General features: G+C 72.1%; 16 protein-coding genes. 9 read left to right on the top strand and 7 right to left on the bottom strand.

Annotated features, from left to right (window positions below):
• Nucleotides 1-10: 10 nt before the first annotated feature.
• Nucleotides 11-622 (bottom strand): flavodoxin family protein, encoded by a 612-nt coding sequence (locus ABD194_RS11955; protein WP_425579980.1) that lies wholly within the window; start codon nt 620-622, stop codon nt 11-13.
• 197 nt (nt 623-819) lie between these two features.
• On the opposite strand from ABD194_RS11955, the gene ABD194_RS11950 reads away from it, so the two are divergent.
• On the top strand, nt 820-2,499 hold the full coding sequence (locus ABD194_RS11950; protein ID WP_343991584.1) for an alpha-amylase family protein: 1,680 nt from the start codon (nt 820-822) through the stop codon (nt 2,497-2,499).
• A 14-nt stretch (nt 2,500-2,513) separates the two neighbouring features.
• Here ABD194_RS11950 and ABD194_RS11945 read toward each other — a convergent pair whose 3' ends face one another.
• Nucleotides 2,514-2,912, bottom strand: coding sequence for a VOC family protein (locus ABD194_RS11945; RefSeq protein WP_425579979.1), 399 nt, complete (start codon nt 2,910-2,912; stop codon nt 2,514-2,516).
• A 2-nt stretch (nt 2,913-2,914) separates the two neighbouring features.
• A complete protein-coding gene (locus ABD194_RS11940) occupies nt 2,915-3,973 on the bottom strand; it encodes an SDR family NAD(P)-dependent oxidoreductase (protein WP_343991580.1) in 1,059 nt (352 codons plus the stop codon).
• Nucleotides 3,974-4,023: 50 nt separating this feature from the next.
• Between ABD194_RS11940 and ABD194_RS11935 the strand changes: the two genes are divergently transcribed.
• Both ABD194_RS11935 and ABD194_RS11930 read left to right on the top strand, forming a co-directional pair.
• Nucleotides 4,024-5,205 carry a zinc-dependent alcohol dehydrogenase gene (locus tag ABD194_RS11935; RefSeq protein WP_343991578.1) on the top strand — a complete coding sequence of 394 codons (1,182 nt, stop codon included), beginning with the start codon at nt 4,024-4,026 and terminating at the stop codon, nt 5,203-5,205.
• Entirely contained in the window at nt 5,178-5,675 is a 498-nt protein-coding gene (locus ABD194_RS11930; RefSeq protein WP_343991576.1) for a hypothetical protein, read from the top strand. Before ABD194_RS11935 ends, ABD194_RS11930 begins: the two co-directional genes overlap by 28 nt.
• A gap of 58 nt (nt 5,676-5,733) precedes the next feature.
• Here ABD194_RS11930 and ABD194_RS11925 read toward each other — a convergent pair whose 3' ends face one another.
• From ABD194_RS11925 to ABD194_RS11915, 3 genes are all read right to left on the bottom strand, one after another.
• Complete coding sequence (locus ABD194_RS11925) at nt 5,734-6,405, bottom strand: UdgX family uracil-DNA binding protein (protein WP_343991574.1); 672 nt, start codon at nt 6,403-6,405, stop codon at nt 5,734-5,736.
• A 5-nt stretch (nt 6,406-6,410) separates the two neighbouring features.
• Nucleotides 6,411-7,112 carry a DUF6766 family protein gene (locus ABD194_RS11920; RefSeq protein ID WP_343991572.1) on the bottom strand — a complete coding sequence of 234 codons (702 nt, stop codon included), beginning with the start codon at nt 7,110-7,112 and terminating at the stop codon, nt 6,411-6,413.
• 81 nt (nt 7,113-7,193) lie between these two features.
• Nucleotides 7,194-7,598, bottom strand: coding sequence for a hypothetical protein (locus ABD194_RS11915; RefSeq protein ID WP_343991570.1), 405 nt, complete (start codon nt 7,596-7,598; stop codon nt 7,194-7,196).
• Nucleotides 7,599-7,745: 147 nt separating this feature from the next.
• Between ABD194_RS11915 and ABD194_RS11910 the strand changes: the two genes are divergently transcribed.
• Entirely contained in the window at nt 7,746-8,564 is an 819-nt protein-coding gene (locus ABD194_RS11910; protein ID WP_343991568.1) for a sigma-70 family RNA polymerase sigma factor, read from the top strand.
• Nucleotides 8,565-8,892: 328 nt separating this feature from the next.
• Nucleotides 8,893-10,404, top strand: coding sequence for a cation:proton antiporter domain-containing protein (locus ABD194_RS11905; RefSeq protein WP_343991565.1), 1,512 nt, complete (start codon nt 8,893-8,895; stop codon nt 10,402-10,404).
• A 102-nt stretch (nt 10,405-10,506) separates the two neighbouring features.
• Here the strand turns inward: ABD194_RS11905 and ABD194_RS11900 are convergent, their stop codons facing one another.
• Nucleotides 10,507-11,034, bottom strand: a complete 528-nt coding sequence (locus tag ABD194_RS11900; protein ID WP_343991563.1) for a universal stress protein — start codon at nt 11,032-11,034, stop codon at nt 10,507-10,509.
• Between the two features lie 183 nt (nt 11,035-11,217).
• Here ABD194_RS11900 and ABD194_RS11895 point away from each other — a divergent pair, with 183 nt between their 5' ends.
• From ABD194_RS11895 to ABD194_RS11880, 4 genes are all read left to right on the top strand, one after another.
• The gene (locus ABD194_RS11895) at nt 11,218-11,985 is read left to right on the top strand and encodes a hypothetical protein (RefSeq protein WP_343991561.1); all 768 of its coding nucleotides are present in this window, start codon (nt 11,218-11,220) and stop codon (nt 11,983-11,985) included.
• A gap of 1 nt (nt 11,986) precedes the next feature.
• On the top strand, nt 11,987-12,487 hold the full coding sequence (locus ABD194_RS11890; protein ID WP_343991559.1) for a pyridoxamine 5'-phosphate oxidase family protein: 501 nt from the start codon (nt 11,987-11,989) through the stop codon (nt 12,485-12,487).
• 77 nt (nt 12,488-12,564) lie between these two features.
• Complete coding sequence (locus ABD194_RS11885; RefSeq protein WP_343991557.1) at nt 12,565-14,370, top strand: sensor histidine kinase; 1,806 nt, start codon at nt 12,565-12,567, stop codon at nt 14,368-14,370.
• Complete coding sequence (locus ABD194_RS11880; protein ID WP_343991555.1) at nt 14,367-15,053, top strand: response regulator; 687 nt, start codon at nt 14,367-14,369, stop codon at nt 15,051-15,053. The genes ABD194_RS11885 and ABD194_RS11880 overlap by 4 nt, the downstream gene beginning before the upstream one ends.
• Nucleotides 15,054-15,210: the final 157 nt, after the last annotated feature.

The raw sequence follows: 15,210 nt of genomic DNA, 5'->3' as shown, positions 1-15,210 counted from the left end.
GCCGTGCCCCTCAGTTCTCGGAGGGAGGGTAGGAGCTGCCCGCCAGCAGGCCCGCGAGGTGCGCGGCGTTCGCCGCGAGCGTGCGCGTGGTGCTGGCGACCGTGTCGGGTGTCGAGTCGAGGTCCTTGTAGTCGGTGCCGTGCATCGCCTCGCCGTTCCAGTACGTGACGCCGCCTGCCGGGATGGTGAAGCCCACGTCGTTCAGCGCCTGGAAGAGCACCGCGCTGATGTGGTGGGCCCCGTCCTCGTTGCCGACGACCACGACGACGGCGACCTTGCCGTAGGTGAGCAGCCGCCCCTCGTCGTCCTGCTCGGACAGCTCGGCGTCGAGTCGCTCCACGACCCGCTGGCACACGCTGCTGTGCTGCCCCACCCAGGTCGGCGTCGCGAGCACCAGGATGTCGCTGGCGATCAGCTGCTCGCGCAGGGAGGGCCAGGCGTCCCCCTCGCCCATGTCGAGCTCCACACCGGGGGGCACGTCATGGTCGACTACACGGACCATCGAGCCCGACACGCCGTGTTCGGCCAGGGCGTCGAGCACCTGCTGCGCGAGCAGGCCCGTGCTCGAGTCCGCGGGTGAGGGCCTGAGCGTGCAGTTGAGGGCGAGAGCGGTCAGGGGCACGGTTCCTCCAAGGCGTCCGTAGGCAGGTCCAACGTCGGTTGCAGGCCCGTACCCGATCCGTCGCACAGTGACCAGGGAAGGGCCGAGATGCCGGGGCCCCGTTGACGAACGGGCGCCGTTTGCGGTTGCGTGCACCGCATGAGCGTTCTGGGCTCCGGCCGGCGGCACGGACATTCCGACATCGGCGAGGTGTCGCGATGAAGATGAGCGACACCGGCGACGTCTGGTGGAAGAACGCCGTCGTCTACTGCGCCGACGTGCAGACCTTCCAGGACTCGAACGGGGACGGCATCGGCGACCTGCGCGGCATGACGGACCGCGTGGAGTACCTCGCGGACCTCGGCGTCACCTGCCTCTGGCTCATGCCCTTCTATCCGACCGCCCGCCAGGACGACGGCTACGACATCACCGACTTCTTCGGCGTCGACCCCGAGCTCGGCACGCTCGGCGACTTCGTCGAGCTCGTCCGCACGGCACGGGCGCACGGCATCCGGGTGATCGTCGACTTCGTCATGAACCACACCTCCGACCAGCACCCGTGGTTCCGGTCCGCCCGCCGCAGCCGCGACGACCCCTACCGGGACTACTACGTCTGGAGTCGCACCAAGCCGAGGTCCAGCCGCAAGGACGTGGTCTTCCCCGACGAGGAGGACAGCATCTGGCAGCGCGACGAGAAGACCGGCGACTACTACCTGCACCACTTCCTCAAGCACCAGCCGGACCTCAACGTCGCGCATCCTGCTGTGCAGGAGGAGATCTCCCGCACCCTCGGGTTCTGGCTCGCCCTCGGGGTGTCGGGTTTCCGGGTCGATGCGGTGCCGTTCCTCTTCGCCCGCGACGGCGTGCCCGGCGTGGACGACGAGGCCTTCGACCCGGATCGCTACCTCGGCGACGTGCGCTCGTTCGTCACCCGACGCGTCGGCGACGCGGTGCTCCTCGGCGAGGTGAACCTGCCCTCTCCCGACCAGCGGCGCTTCTTCGGAGGCGACGACGGCGACGGCCTGAACATGCAGTTCGACTTCAACGCGATGCAGCGCTTCTACCTGTCGCTCGCCCGTGGTGACGCCGGCCCGCTCACCGAGGCGCTGCGCGAGAGACCACCGCTGGACGTGACGAGCCAGTGGGCGAGCTTCGTGCGCAACCACGACGAGCTGACGCTCGACAAGCTGACGGACGAGGAGCGCCAGGAGGTGTTCGAGGCCTTCGGCCCCGATCCCGGCATGCAGCTCTACGGCCGTGGCCTCCGTCGTCGGCTGCCCACGATGGTGAGCGGCGACGAGCGGCGCATCCGGCTCGCCTACTCCCTCGCCTTCTCGCTGCCCGGCACACCGGTGCTCTTCTACGGCGAGGAGATCGGGATGGGCGAGAACCTCGACGTGCCAGGACGGTTCGCCGTGCGCACCCCCATGCAGTGGACGTCGGCTCCGAGCGGCGGGTTCTCCTCGGCACCCCCTCGACGGCTGACTCGGCCGATGCCCGACGGGCTCTGGGGTCCCGAGCACGTCAACGTCGCGCAGCAGCGACACGACCCGGACTCCCTCTGGTGGTTCATCAGGCACCTGGCCCGCCGCTACCGCCAGCTCCCCCAGAGCGGCTGGGGCACCGTCGAGGTGCTCGACCACCCCGTCGACGCTGTCCTCGCCCACGTGAGTCGCTGCGGTGACTGGCTGATGCTCGCCGTGCACAACTTCGGTGAGGAGGGGGCGGTCGTGCCGCTCACGATCCCCGACCTGCCGGAGGGCGGTCGACTCGTGGACGTGCTGGGCACGCTCCCCGACGTGACGCCGAGCCCGACCGGTGAGGCCGAGCTCGCCCTCGAGCCGTACGCCTACCGCTGGCTCCTCGTCGTGCGCGACGGCGAGGAGCCACCCCTGTAGAGGACGACCGCTCGCTACCTCGTGGTGTCGAAGCCCATCCGGGGGTCGTCGACCGGCGACCTGCCGTGGACGAGACAGAACGGGTGGCCCGCCGGGTCGAGGAAGACGCGGTATCCCACCTCGGGAGAGCCGGGTGCCCGACGGGCGCCGAGTGACAGAGCCAGGGCCTCCGCCGCCTCGACGTCGTCGACGCGGATGTCGAGGTGCATCTGCTGCGGCTGCTCCGGGTCGGGCCACGTGGGTGGCACCCAGGGGTGCACGCGCTGGAAGGCCAGCTCACGCATACCCTCCTCCCTCCCGAGCACCACCCAGTCGGGAGCGTTCTCGAGGACCTGCAGGCGCAGGAGACGGGCGTAGAAGGCCGCGAGCCGTCGCGGGTCCGGACAGTCGATGACCGGCTTCTCGAACTGCACCCTCATCCTGGTGTCGAGTCGTCGCCGCCCGGCTCGACCGGGCGTCCACCACCTTGGATCCGTCGTGCAGCCCGGTCACCGAGGGTCGACAGGACGTTGACGACGGGCGAGGCCAGTCGCTGCCTGGCCTCTGCACCCTCCACGGTTCGTGCTCCCTCGCGGGGCGCAGGGCCGGGCAGCATCCTGGCGGCCAGCCCCATGAGACGCGTGGTCGTGGCGGGTGCCAGGCCGCGGACCCGGATGCCCACCCAGGCGAGGGGCGTCAGGACCACCATGGCCTTGCCTGCGAGGACGCCCTCGACGATGCGGCGGGCGGCGCGCTCGGCGTCCACGGACACCAGCGGGAGCGACGCCGCCGGGGCGAACCACGCGTACTCGGCCGGGGCGTCGCCGCCGAAGCGTGCATGCACGTGTCCGCCGGTGCGCATCAGTCCGGGGACGACGGTCGTGGCTGTCACGCCGGTGCCGCTCAGGGCCGCGGCCAGCCCGTCGGAGAAGCCCACGGCCGCGAACTTCGCGGTGGCGTAGGGCAGCAGGTGAGGAGGCGAGACCATGCCGCCGATCGAGGTGATGGTGCCGATGCGACCGTGACCGCGCCGGCGCATGTGCGGCAGCACCGTCATCGCAGCGTGGATCGGCCCCCAGGCCATCGTGTCGATCGCGTCCTCGAACTCGTGCAGGGCCAGCGACTCGGACGGAGCCGCCTGGATGACCCCGGCCACCGTGAGCAGGACCTCGATGGGTCCGACGGTGTGCTCGACCTTGCCGACGAGCTCCCCGACCTGGTGGCGGTCGCGCACGTCGCACGGCTCGACCGCCAACGGGCCCAGTCCCTCGAGGGCCTCCCCCGCCTCGGCGAGCTCGTCCTCGTCGCGGGCCGCGAGGACCACGTGGTGCCCTCGGTCCAACAGCTCACGGGCGATGAGGAACCCGAGCCCACGGGAGCCTCCGAGCACGAGCGCGACGGGCCGGTCGACTGCCGGCGGGCCGGCGTCCACCGTGGCTGGGGACGAGGTGGCCGCCTCGTGGTCATTCGGCTGGGCGGCTCCGGTCGGGGCCATGCTGCCTCCTGGAGGTTTTTCGGCGAGCGGGCGTGGGTACGGGCCTCCCCATGAAGGCTCTGACCTGGCACGGCATCGAGGACGTCCGTGTGACCGACGTACCCGACCCTGTCATCGCTCACACCACCGACGCGATCGTCCGCGTCACGTCCACGGCCATCTGCGGCTCCGACCTGCACCTCTACCGCGTGCTCGCGCCGTACCTGCAGCCGGGCGACGTGCTCGGCCACGAGTTCATGGGCATCGTCGAGGAGGTCGGACCGGGCGTCGCGACGCTCGCCGTCGGCGACCGGGTCGTCGTGCCCTTCAACATCTCCTGCGGCCGGTGCTGGATGTGCCAGCGCGGGCTCTTCGCACAGTGCGAGACGACGCAGAACACGGAGACGGGCAAGGGAGCGAGCCTCTTCGGCTACACGAGCCTCTACGGGTCGGTGCCCGGCGGCCAGGCGGAGTACGTCCGGGTCCCGCACGCCGACTTCGGGCCCATCGTCATCCCGCAGGAGCTGCCGGACGAGCGCTTCCTCTACCTCTCCGACATCCTCCCGACCGCCTGGCAGGCGGTCGAGTACGCCGAGGTCAACGGCAACGACACCCTCGCCGTGCTCGGGCTCGGCCCGGTCGGCCAGCTCGCCGTCCGCTCGGCCCTGCACCGTGGGGTCGGCCGCGTCATCGGCGTCGACCTCGTGCCCGACCGCATCGAGCGGGCCCGCGCCCACGGCGCCGAGGTCGTCGACGCCCGGGACACCGACGTGGCCCGGGCCCTCATCGACATGACGGACGGCAGGGGGCCCGACGCGGTCATCGACGCGGTGGGCATGGAGGCCCACGGAAACCCGGTGTCGGAGAAGGTGATCGGCGCGGCGAGCCGGCTGCCCAAGCCGGTTGCCCGCGGGGCGATCGAGCGTTTCGGGATCGACCGGCTGGCAGCCCTGCACACGGCCGTCGCAGCCGTCCGCCGCGGTGGCACCCTCTCGATCAGCGGTGTCTACGGCGGCATGGCGGACCCCATGCCGATGATGGAGCTGTTCGACAAGGGCGTGACGATCCGCATGGGCCAGTGCCACGTGCGCCGGTGGAGCGACGAGCTGCTCGACATCGCACGCGCCGATGGCGACGTGCTCGGGCTCGAGGGCCTGGCCACCCACCACGCGCGACTGGAGGACGCTCCGGAGCTCTACCGCATCTTCCAGGAGAAGCAGGACGAGTGCCTCAAGGTCGTGCTGCGACCCTGAGCCCCTTCCGCCCGCCAGCCACCGACGACGATGACGGCGGCGGCGGCGACGACGACGACGACGACGACGGCGACGACGACGACGACGAGGAGACCAGCATGAGCGTGACGAGCTTCCAGGACCTGCCCCTGGCCGACCGTGACCGTCACTGGGACGGCGCCGCCGCCGAGAAGCGGGTGCGCGAGTGGGCGGGCGCGACGGACGAGCCCAACGAGAAGTACCGGGACGCCCACGTCTGGTACGACGCGGACAACAAGACGAACTTCACCGCATACAAGCTGCTCGTCGCCGACGTCGTCGACGGGAAGCTCACCGCGGTCCCCCGCGGCGTCATGGCGGCCGCGGCCGTCATGCAGGGCTCCCGGGGCGGGGTCGACCTGCCCGACAAGGACCGGGACCGGGTCCGGAGCCACCTGGCGAAGTACTACGCGAAGATGGGCGAGGACGCGCCCTGGGAGCGCGAGGACTGAGACCGAGGCCCCGCCAGCGGCGTCGGCGCCGCCCTCCGGGCGCGCGGCCGCGGGGCGCTCAGCGGAGCAGGTCGCGCACGACGGCCAGGTCAGCGACCAGGGCCGCGAAATCCGCGTCGCGCTGACGCGACCTCAGCACGGCCGACGGGTGGGTGGTTGCCACGAGCCACGTCGGCGGCTCCGCCAACCCGAAGCGGTCGCGCGGCCAGTCCATCCGGGTGCCTCGCGACGCCCCGACGCGGAAGGACGGCCCGAGCACGGCCTGGCCCGCGGTCGCGCCGAGCACCAGGACGCCGGTGGGACGGACGGCCTCGAGCTCGCCCAGCAGCCACGGCTCGCAGGCCGCGACGTGCCACCGTGACGGGGACTTGTGGATGCGCTTGCCCGCGCCCCGCTCGTGGCGGAAGTGCTTGACGACGTTGGTGCGGTAGGCCGGGACGTCGTCCAGCCCGGCCGCGGCCAGCGCCTCGTCGAGCAGCCGACCGGCCGGACCCACGAAGGGCAGACCCTCCCGGTCCTCGCGGTCCCCGGGCTGTTCGCCGAGGAGCATGAGCCGGGCGCCCTCCGGCCCCTCCCCCATCACCGCCTGGGTCGTGTCGTGGTAGAGCTCGCAACCCCGGCACTGCTGGACCGCGGCCTTGAGGGACGCCACCGTGGGCTGCGAGGGCACCCACCGGGCGGCGCCCTCGTGCTCCGGCTTCCCGGCCCTGCCTGCGCGACCGACTGACATCGGGATCAGTCGTCCGAGGTGGTGGCGCCGTGCGGTACCCCCACGGGCTTGGACTCGGGTGAGCCCCGCTCGCGCAGGTAGATGGCGAAGACGGCCATGGAGCCGATCGCCAGCATCTCCGACTGCCAGTTCTGCACGGTGCGTGACCAGAAGTCCGGGCTGACGAGGTAGTCGCCCAGGCTGACCGGGTCGAGCCGGTCGCGCAGTCTCAGGTCGTTCTCGGCGACGCGGCCGGTCACGGCCTGCGCGAACCACGACAGCAGGAACACGAGGGCCATGACACCGACGAGCGAGTGCGAGTAGAGGCTGCCCCGCCAGCCGCCCCGGCGCGCCCACGGCGGCGAGTCCGAGCGGGCGTGGGCACCGACGAGCTGGGCCTCGTCGGACTCCCGCCCCTCCTCACCGACCTTCTTCGACTCGGACGAGCCTCGCTGGACGAGCCACACCGTCAGGAGGATGTAGAGGGTGAACTGGAGGTACTCGGACTGCCAGTTCTCGAGCAGGTCGACCGCGAACGACGAGGACGTCACGTAGCGTGGGAACGAAAGCTGTTGCAGCCCATCGGTTCTCGCGGACTCGTTGTACTCGGCCAGACCCGCGACCGCCTGGCCGACGACGAACACGAGCAGCAACAGGCCGAAGACGATGGTGAGGCTGTTGTTGCGCCAGAAGGAGCGCGGTCCGGAACTGGTTCGCCGGCCCGTCATCGCCCCATCACCCCGACGGTGAAGGCCAGGACGAAACCGGCGGCGATGACGAGGCAGTAGAGGACGAACATCGTTCGCATGTCAGCTCCCCTCCAAGGTGCAGGAGTACGGGATGGCGTCGTCCGACGACTCGCGCTTGCAGCCGGCCGCGGTGACCCGCCACCCGTGGTCGTAGCGGGCCAGGAAGACCGCCTGGTCGCCCATGACGACCTGCGCGGAGTTGATGGCGACGGTCACGCTGCGGACCGTGCCACCCCTGGGAGGCTGCGCGGCCTGCAGTCCCTTGGGGCAGCTGCCGCCGTCGTCCTGCAGGTGCTGCACGGTCTGCGGAGCGAGGAGTGCGCAGGCTGCCTGGGTGTCGGACTGCGCCAGGGCCAGGAAGCGCTGCGCCACGGCGCTGGCCTCGGGCTCGTCCACGGACGAGCACCCGCCGAGGCCCACCGCGCCGAGGAGGGCAAGCAGAAGAACCGTCAGAGTACGTGGCACGACCGTCTTGTACCCGAGACAGCAGCGAGGGAAACGGCCGCCAAGTACCTGCCCTTGCGCAATCGGTCTGGATCGTGGCACTGTCGAAGTGTCTGAGCGGTCCAATCACAGCGCCGACTCTTTCGTCCGAACGATCGGAGATGAGTCATGGCGCCTCATTCTGCGTACCCCCGGATTTCCTTTGCCGAGCGCGACCTGGAGACCGCCGAGCTCTTCGAACAGCTGCGAGCATCCGGCAGCACCGAGGAGTGCGAGCGCATCGTCGAGCAGATCGTGCACCTCTACCTCGACCTCTGCACCACCATGGCCGGACGCTACGAGGGCCGCGGGATCGAGCACGACGACCTCGTCCAGGTTGCACGGCTGGCCCTCGTCAAGGCCGTCCGGCGCTACGAGCCGGGTCACGCGCCCTCCTTCGCGGCGTATGCCGTCCCGACGATCTCGGGAGAGCTGAAGCGCTGGTTCCGCGACCGCGGCTGGGTGGTCCGTCCGCCCCGGCGCCTGCAGGAGCTGCGGGTCAACCTCCAGTCCGTCCGGTCGGAGCTCGAGCAGGAGCTCGGCGCCACCCCGAGCGACGCGGACCTCGCCGAGGCCGTCGGTGTCTCGGTGGAGGACGTCCGCGAGGTGGCCTCGGCGGCGACGGGCTTCCGCCCGCTGTCGCTCGACTGCAGCCCGGCAGACGACGAACGGCCCGGCCTCGCTGCCTTCCTCGCCGCCGACGACGAGGAGATGGCGGGCGCCGACGACCGCGTCTGCCTCTCCGAAGCGCTCACCGAGCTCGACGACGACGAGCGCGAGCTGCTGCTCATGCGCTACGTCGAGGGCATGACGCAGCGGGAGATCGGCGAGGCACGAGGCGTCAGCCAGATGCAGGTCTCGCGGACGCTGCGTCGCATCACGGTGCGACTGCACGACCACCTCGTGGGTCGGCCGGGCAACACCGAGCGCCTGACCACCGCGTCCTGAGCGGGCTGCCGACCGGGGGGGTATGCCCCCGGTCGGCACCCCACGCGTACGTGATCTCGGCGGTCGTGCGTGCGGTCTCGTCAGTGGTGACGACGGTGCGGAAGCGCACGCGCTCGTAGCTGGTCACGCTCGGGCACGTGGCCCCCCGCAGGTCACCTCCCTCGTCAGCCCGACCGTAGCCTTGCGCGAAGGAGCGGCGATTCCCAGGTCACGTCGGGGTGCTCCGGAGGTCCCCTCACGTGACCGTCGTAGGCGGCCCGCCGGTCCGGCGGGACGGCCCTGCGGGTAGGTCACGAGAGGCCCAACCGGAGGAGCAGCCCACGTCGCCATGTCCGTCAACCTGATCTATCTCATCGCCGGCGCAGCCATGTTCCTGGCGGCCGTCCTCCCCAACCTCCTCGAGCGGTATGCCGTGTCGGCCGCGATGGTGCTCCTCGTCCTCGGCATGGGCATCGGGCTGCTGCCCCTGCCCGAGGGCATGCGGCTGGACCCCGTCCTCATCCGTCCGCAGGTCGAGCGGGTGACCGAGTTCGCGATCCTGGTGGCCCTCATGGGTGTCGGGCTGGCCATCGACCGGTCCTTCGACTGGCGCAGTCGCGCCTCGTGGTCCTCGTGGTCCTCGACGTGGCGGTTGCTCGCGCTCGCCATGCCCCTGTCGATCGGTGCGATCGGGCTGCTGGGCTGGGGGCTGGGGGTGGCCCCCGCGGCGGCGCTGCTGCTCGGCGCCGCCTTGGCCCCCACCGACCCGGTCCTGGCCAGCGACGTCCAGGTCGGTGGCCCCCGGGTGGGCGAGGACGAGGTCAGCCCCGGCGAGCCGGGCGACTCCGAGAACGCCGAGGCCCTGGAGGGCTTGGACACCTCGGGCGGGCCGGCCACGCGAGACCGGGACGGGAGGCCGGACCAGCTCACGGGTCCGAGCGCGCAGGCGAGCAGCGCGCAGGAGAGCACCGACGACCGCGACGTGGACGAGCCCGTCGACGAGAAGGACGACGTGCGCTTCGCGCTCACCTCCGAGGCCGGGCTCAACGACGGCCTCGCCTTCCCGTTCGTGACCGCGGCCCTGCTCCTCGCCACCGCCGGGGGCATCGGCTCCTGGGGCCTGCAGTGGCTGGCGTGGGACCTCGTGGGCAAGATCGCCCTCGGCGTCGCCGCAGGGGCGGCTGTCGGGTGGGTGCTGGCACGAGTCGCGTTCCGCTCCCCCAGCCCGTCGCTGCGCCTCGCGGAGCAGGGCGAGCCGTTGCTGGCGCTCGCGGCGCTCGTCATGACCTACGGCATGAGCCAGCTCGTCGGCGGCTACGGCTTCGTGTCCGTCTTCGTCTGCGGCATGACGCTGCGCGCGGCGGAGCGCAACCACCACTACCACCGGTCGATGCACGAGGTGGTGCAGCGCCTGGAGCGGCTGCTGACCCTCATCATCCTGCTGATGCTCGGGATGGGCATGACCAAGGGCGTGCTCGACGAGCTCGACTGGCGCGGCGTGGCCATCGCCCTGGCGCTCGTCTTCGTCGTGCGCCCGCTCGCGGGCTGGCTGTCGCTGCGCGTCCGGGCGCGCCCCGCCGAGCTGCCGGGCGGTCTGGGACGCCGCGAGAAGCTGGCGACGGCGTTCTTCGGGGTGCGCGGCGTGGGCTCGCTCTACTACCTCGCCTTCGCCGCGGGCGAGCACGCGTTCTCCGACGAGCGGTGGATGTGGTCGACCGTCGCGTTCACGATCCTGCTGTCGGTCATGGTGCACGGCACCTTCGCGACCCCGGTCATGCGCCATCTCGAGCGACGCCGGGAGCGGGCCGCACGAGCCAGAGCAGCTGCCGGGCAGCCACCCCGGGCCGTCGGCTTCGCCTGACCACGTCGGAGGCCGGTGGGCGCTGCCACCGCGCCCGGGCGCCGGGCGGCCATCCTGCCGCGACACGTCCTGCTGCAGGTGGGTGCGTGCCGACGGCTGCCGTCAGCGGGCGACGACGACGGTGCAGAGCGCGTGCTCCAGGACGGCCCGAGCCACCGATCCCAGTCGCATCCCCACGAAGCCACCCGCGCCGGTGGCACCGAGCACGAGGACGTCGGCCGACGCCGAGAGAGCGATGAGCTGCTCGGCAGCATGCCCCGAGACGACCTGCTGCTCGATCGTGACGCCCGGGTGGTCGGCGGCGACCTCGTCCACGACCTCCCCGAGGAAGGCACGTGTGGCTTCCTCGGGGTCGGCCGTGAACCACCACGGTGATGCCCCCACCCGTTCCGGGGGCACCAACGGGTAGAGGTGCCACACCGAGACCGCCCGGACGACACAGCCGCGCACGCGCGCCTCGGCACATGCCCACCGCAGCGCGATCCGGCTCTCCTTCGAGCCGTCCACCCCCACCACGATCAGGCCTGTCTGCCCGGCGGACCCGGAACTCCCTCTTGCCGCTGTCCGCTCCGGCACGCGTGACGGGTCGGATGCCGTCGGGCCGGCGTCCGGTCGCGTCGTCTCGGTCATGGAACTCACCTCTCCCTTCCAGACTTGCCCACCCCGCCGGTGCGCGGTCAGGTCCATTGGTCCTGTCCGATCCGGGACCTTGGTCCCGCCCGCCCGCCGACCTTCGGCCGTGATCGACAGGCCGCGCTGCGACGGAGGATCGACGCAGCGCCGCACCGGGCGGCTGTCGACCACGGAGAGCACATGACCACAGTCCTGATCACGTATCCCACCCCGCCGAGCCCGTCCGCCGAGCCACGGCGGGAGCCGCACGGCACCGGCGCCACGCCCGACACCATGCCTGACACCATGCCTCACACCACGCCTGACACGACCGTTCCGGCGGGGACGCCGGTGCCTGTCGAGCCCCCGGTGGCGTCGGTGGCGTCGGTGGCGTCGGAGCCCTCGGTGGCGTCGACGACGGCCGGCATCGACGAGGCGATCGCGGCGACCATCGCTGACGAGCTGAGCCTCGCGGGGCACCACGTGACCTGCCGGCCGTGCGTCGCGACACCGGTGACGGGAGGCTACGAGCTCGTCGTGGATGTCGACCGGCTGCGGGTGACCCACCGGGGTGGGCCCACGGGTCGAGGACGCCACGCCCGCCGCGTGCACCTGCCGGACCGGACCCCGTCGACGGAGACCGACCGCAGCGGCGAGTCGACCATCCCGATGACGTGGGGAGCCGACTGGCGTGCCGTGGACGCCTGGGCCAGGACGGTCGGGGACAGCCTCGTGCGCTACCTGGAGCTGCGGGTCGAGCTGACCCGCGTGCGTTCCGAGCTCGAGCACTGCCGGTCGCTGCTGCAGGCGGCGACCTCGCAGTCCGCGACCGAACAGGCAGTGCCCATCGTGCCGACCGCTCCGACCCCGCCGCTCGTCGCCGCCCCTCGTCCCGCGGCGCGCGAGAGCGGCCACGGAGGGCACCGCCACCGCCGGCTGTCACCGGCGGGGACCGCCAGGGAGGTGTGAGATGCCCGTCTCCAGGACGCCCGCCAGCCCTCGCGGCCACCCCGACGCCCAGCCGCGCCGGTCGACCCGGCGGCTCAACTACACCGACCTCACGCTGTCCGAGTGCCAGGTGCTGCTGGAGTCGCGCGACATCGGCCGCATCGGCTGGAACGCCGGCGGCGGCCCGCAGATCCTGCCCGTCAGCTACGCCTGCGTGGGCGACCTCCTCGTCTTCCGCACCTCCCCCTTCGGGGTGCTCTCCGAGCTGGTCCGGCCCTCCCAGGTCGTCTTCGAGGTGGACGAGCTCGACCCCGCACGGCACACGGGGTGGAGCGTCATCGTGCACGGCCGCGCCCAGGCCGTCGCCTCACCGGCCCTGCTCACCCACCTGTGGACCGTGGACGGTGCCGAGCCGTGGGCCGGTGGCGTGCGCAACGTCTTCATCGGCATCACGGCCGAGCGGGTGACAGGGCGCTCCTTCGGTGACCTCAGGTCCTCACGGACCCAGGGGGTTCCCGGCTGACACCCGAGCCCGCGGCACGGAACAGCCTCGAACGCCCCGGCTGCGATCTAGCCTTGGGGTATGACCGCAATCCCCTCGTGCGGACTGGGCTCGGTGCCCCGGACGGCGCTCGCGGGCTGCTGATGGGCGATGGCGCCGCCTCAGCAGCCGGTTCCCCCGGCTCTGCCGAGGACCGGCTCCGCAGCCTGCTCGCGGCCAACCGCTCCGTCGTCTCCGAGCTCACCCTCTCCGCGGTCCTGCGGCGCATCGTGGAGGCCGCCCGCGACGTGGCCGGTGCCCGCTTCGCCGCCCTCGGGGTGCTCGGTGCCGATGGCCGGCTCGAGGAGTTCGTCCACTCCGGCATGGAGGACTCGGCCGTCGCCCACATCGGTCGCCCGCCCGCAGGAGACGGCATCCTCGGCCTGCTCATCGAGCAGCCGCACCCCATCCGGCTGCACGCCATCACCGATGACGCCCGGTCGGTGGGCTTTCCGCCCGGCCACCCCATGATGCGGGCCTTCCTCGGGGTCCCGGTGCGCTGCCGGGGAGAGGTCTTCGGCAACCTCTACCTCGCCGACCGCGTGGACGGGACGGACTTCACCGAGGACGACGAGGAGCTCGTCGTGGCGCTCGCGGCCAGCGCCGGCGTGGCGATCGAGAACGCCAGGCTCTACGAGGAGTCCCGGAGGCGACAGGAGTGGCTGCGCGCCTCGGCGGAGATCAGCAGCGACCTGCTGCGTCCCGGTCTCGGCAGCGACGTGCTCGTGCGCATCGCGGACGCGATGCTGCGCCTGGCCGACGCCGACGTCGTCACCCTCGACTTCCCCGAGGTCGGCACCGTGCCGGGCGCCACCGCCGACGCCACGGGAGCGTATGCCGTCCAGCTCGTCGTCGAGGTCGCGCGCGGCCCGGGAGCGAAGGACCTGGTCGGGACGGCATACCCTGCCGATCATTCGCTCGCCGGCGTGGCCATGCGCGAGCGACGCGCCGTCGTCACCGGTCCCTCGTCCGGCCGCTCGCCCGGCGGCTCGGCCGACGCCTCCTCCGACGCCGTGACGCTGGCCGCGGTGGCCGGTGGAGGCCCGTGCGGCCCCGCCATGGCGTGCCCACTCGCCGGCGAGGCCGGCGTGCGCGGCGTCGTCGTCATGGGCCGGAAGAAGGGGGCGCCGGTGTTCTCCCGGGCCGAGGCCGAGATGGCCGAGCAGCTGGCAAACCACGCAGCCCTGGCGCTCGAGCTGGCCGACGGGCGTGCCGACGAGGAGCGCATCGCCGTGCTGGAGGACCGCCAGCGCATCGCCCGGGACCTGCACGACCACGTCATCCAGCGGATCTTCGCGACCGGCCTGTCCCTCGAAGCGGTGCGAGGCAGGGCCATCGAGCCGACCGTGCGCGACACCCTCAGCCGCGCGGTCGAGGACCTGGACGGCACCATCCGCCGCATCCGGTCGGCGATCTTCGAGCTGCAGGTGCACCCGGCCTCTCGGGACGCGCGGGCGGTGCTGCTCGAGGTGATGGCATCGGCGTCGGCAGGCCTCGGTTTCGAGCCGGCCCTCAGGCTGGACGGTCCCGTCGCCACGGCACTGGAGCCCGCCCTGCTCCACGACGTGACGGCCGTGCTGCGTGAGGCCGTGACGAACGTCGTCAAGCACTCGCGCTGCTCTGCGGTCGACGTCCGTGTCGCGGTCTCCGAGCACTACGTGACGGTGGAGGTGAGCGACGACGGTCCCCTCGCCAACGGCGGGTCGGTCGACGTTCCCGGTCGCCCTCGCCGGCGTCACGAGAGCGGCCTCGCGAACCTCGCGCGCCGCGCCCGCGCCCGGCACGGTGACTGCATCCTCACGACGAACGAGCGGGTGACGGTGCTGACGTGGACCGCCCGGCTGACCGATGGAGAGAGCCAGTGAGCGGACACGCGGACGAGACCGTGACGATCTTCCTGCTCGACGACCACGAGATCGTGCGTCGGGGCCTGGTGGACCTGCTCGAGGCGCACGACGGCTTCCAGGTCGTCGGCGAGGCGGGCACGGCGGCCGAGGCCCGGCGCCGGATACCGACCCTCGCCCCGCGGGTGGCGCTGCTCGACGCACGGCTGCCGGACGGGAGCGGCATCGACGTCTGCCGGGACGTGCAGATGAGCAGTCCCGGCACCCGCTGCCTCATCCTGACCTCCTACGACGACGACGACGCCCTCTTCGCCGCCGTCATGGCAGGGGCCTCCGGCTACCTGCTCAAGCAGATCCGCGGACCGTCGCTGACGGAGGCGGTCGAGCACGTGGCGTCCGGCCACTCCCTCATCGACCCGGCACTCGTGGAGCGCCTCCTCGCGCGTCTGCGCAGCCCCGAGCAGGAGGCGCAACCCCCGGCCCACCTCGACGGGTTGACGGACCGAGAGCAGGAGATCCTCGACCTCATCGCCGAGGGGCTGACCAACCGGCAGATCGGTGCGCGGCTGCACCTCGCCGAGAAGACCGTCAAGAACTACGTCTCGGGGCTGCTCGCCAAGCTCGGCTTCGAGCGCCGCACGCAGGCCGCCGTCTACGGAGCCCAGCACCACGAGAACCTCCCCTCCTCACCCGAGCACCCGTGACGGCATACGGGTGCAGGAAGCGCCGCGGTACTGGCGCCGTGGTGGGCGGAGGTGACACGGGCCGCACGAGGGAAGGTGGAGGGCAGCGGCGTGCGGGTTGTAACGCGCCCGGGCATCCCAGCGATGGTGTCGGTGAGGCGGCACCCGATCCCCCGAG

It is taken from the genome of Terrabacter terrae, from assembly GCF_039529575.1.
In the GTDB taxonomy this organism is placed as follows: domain Bacteria; phylum Actinomycetota; class Actinomycetes; order Actinomycetales; family Dermatophilaceae; genus Terrabacter; species Terrabacter terrae.
Note: the sequence above shows the minus strand (reverse complement) of the source record. Positions and strands in the feature narration are given on the sequence as shown.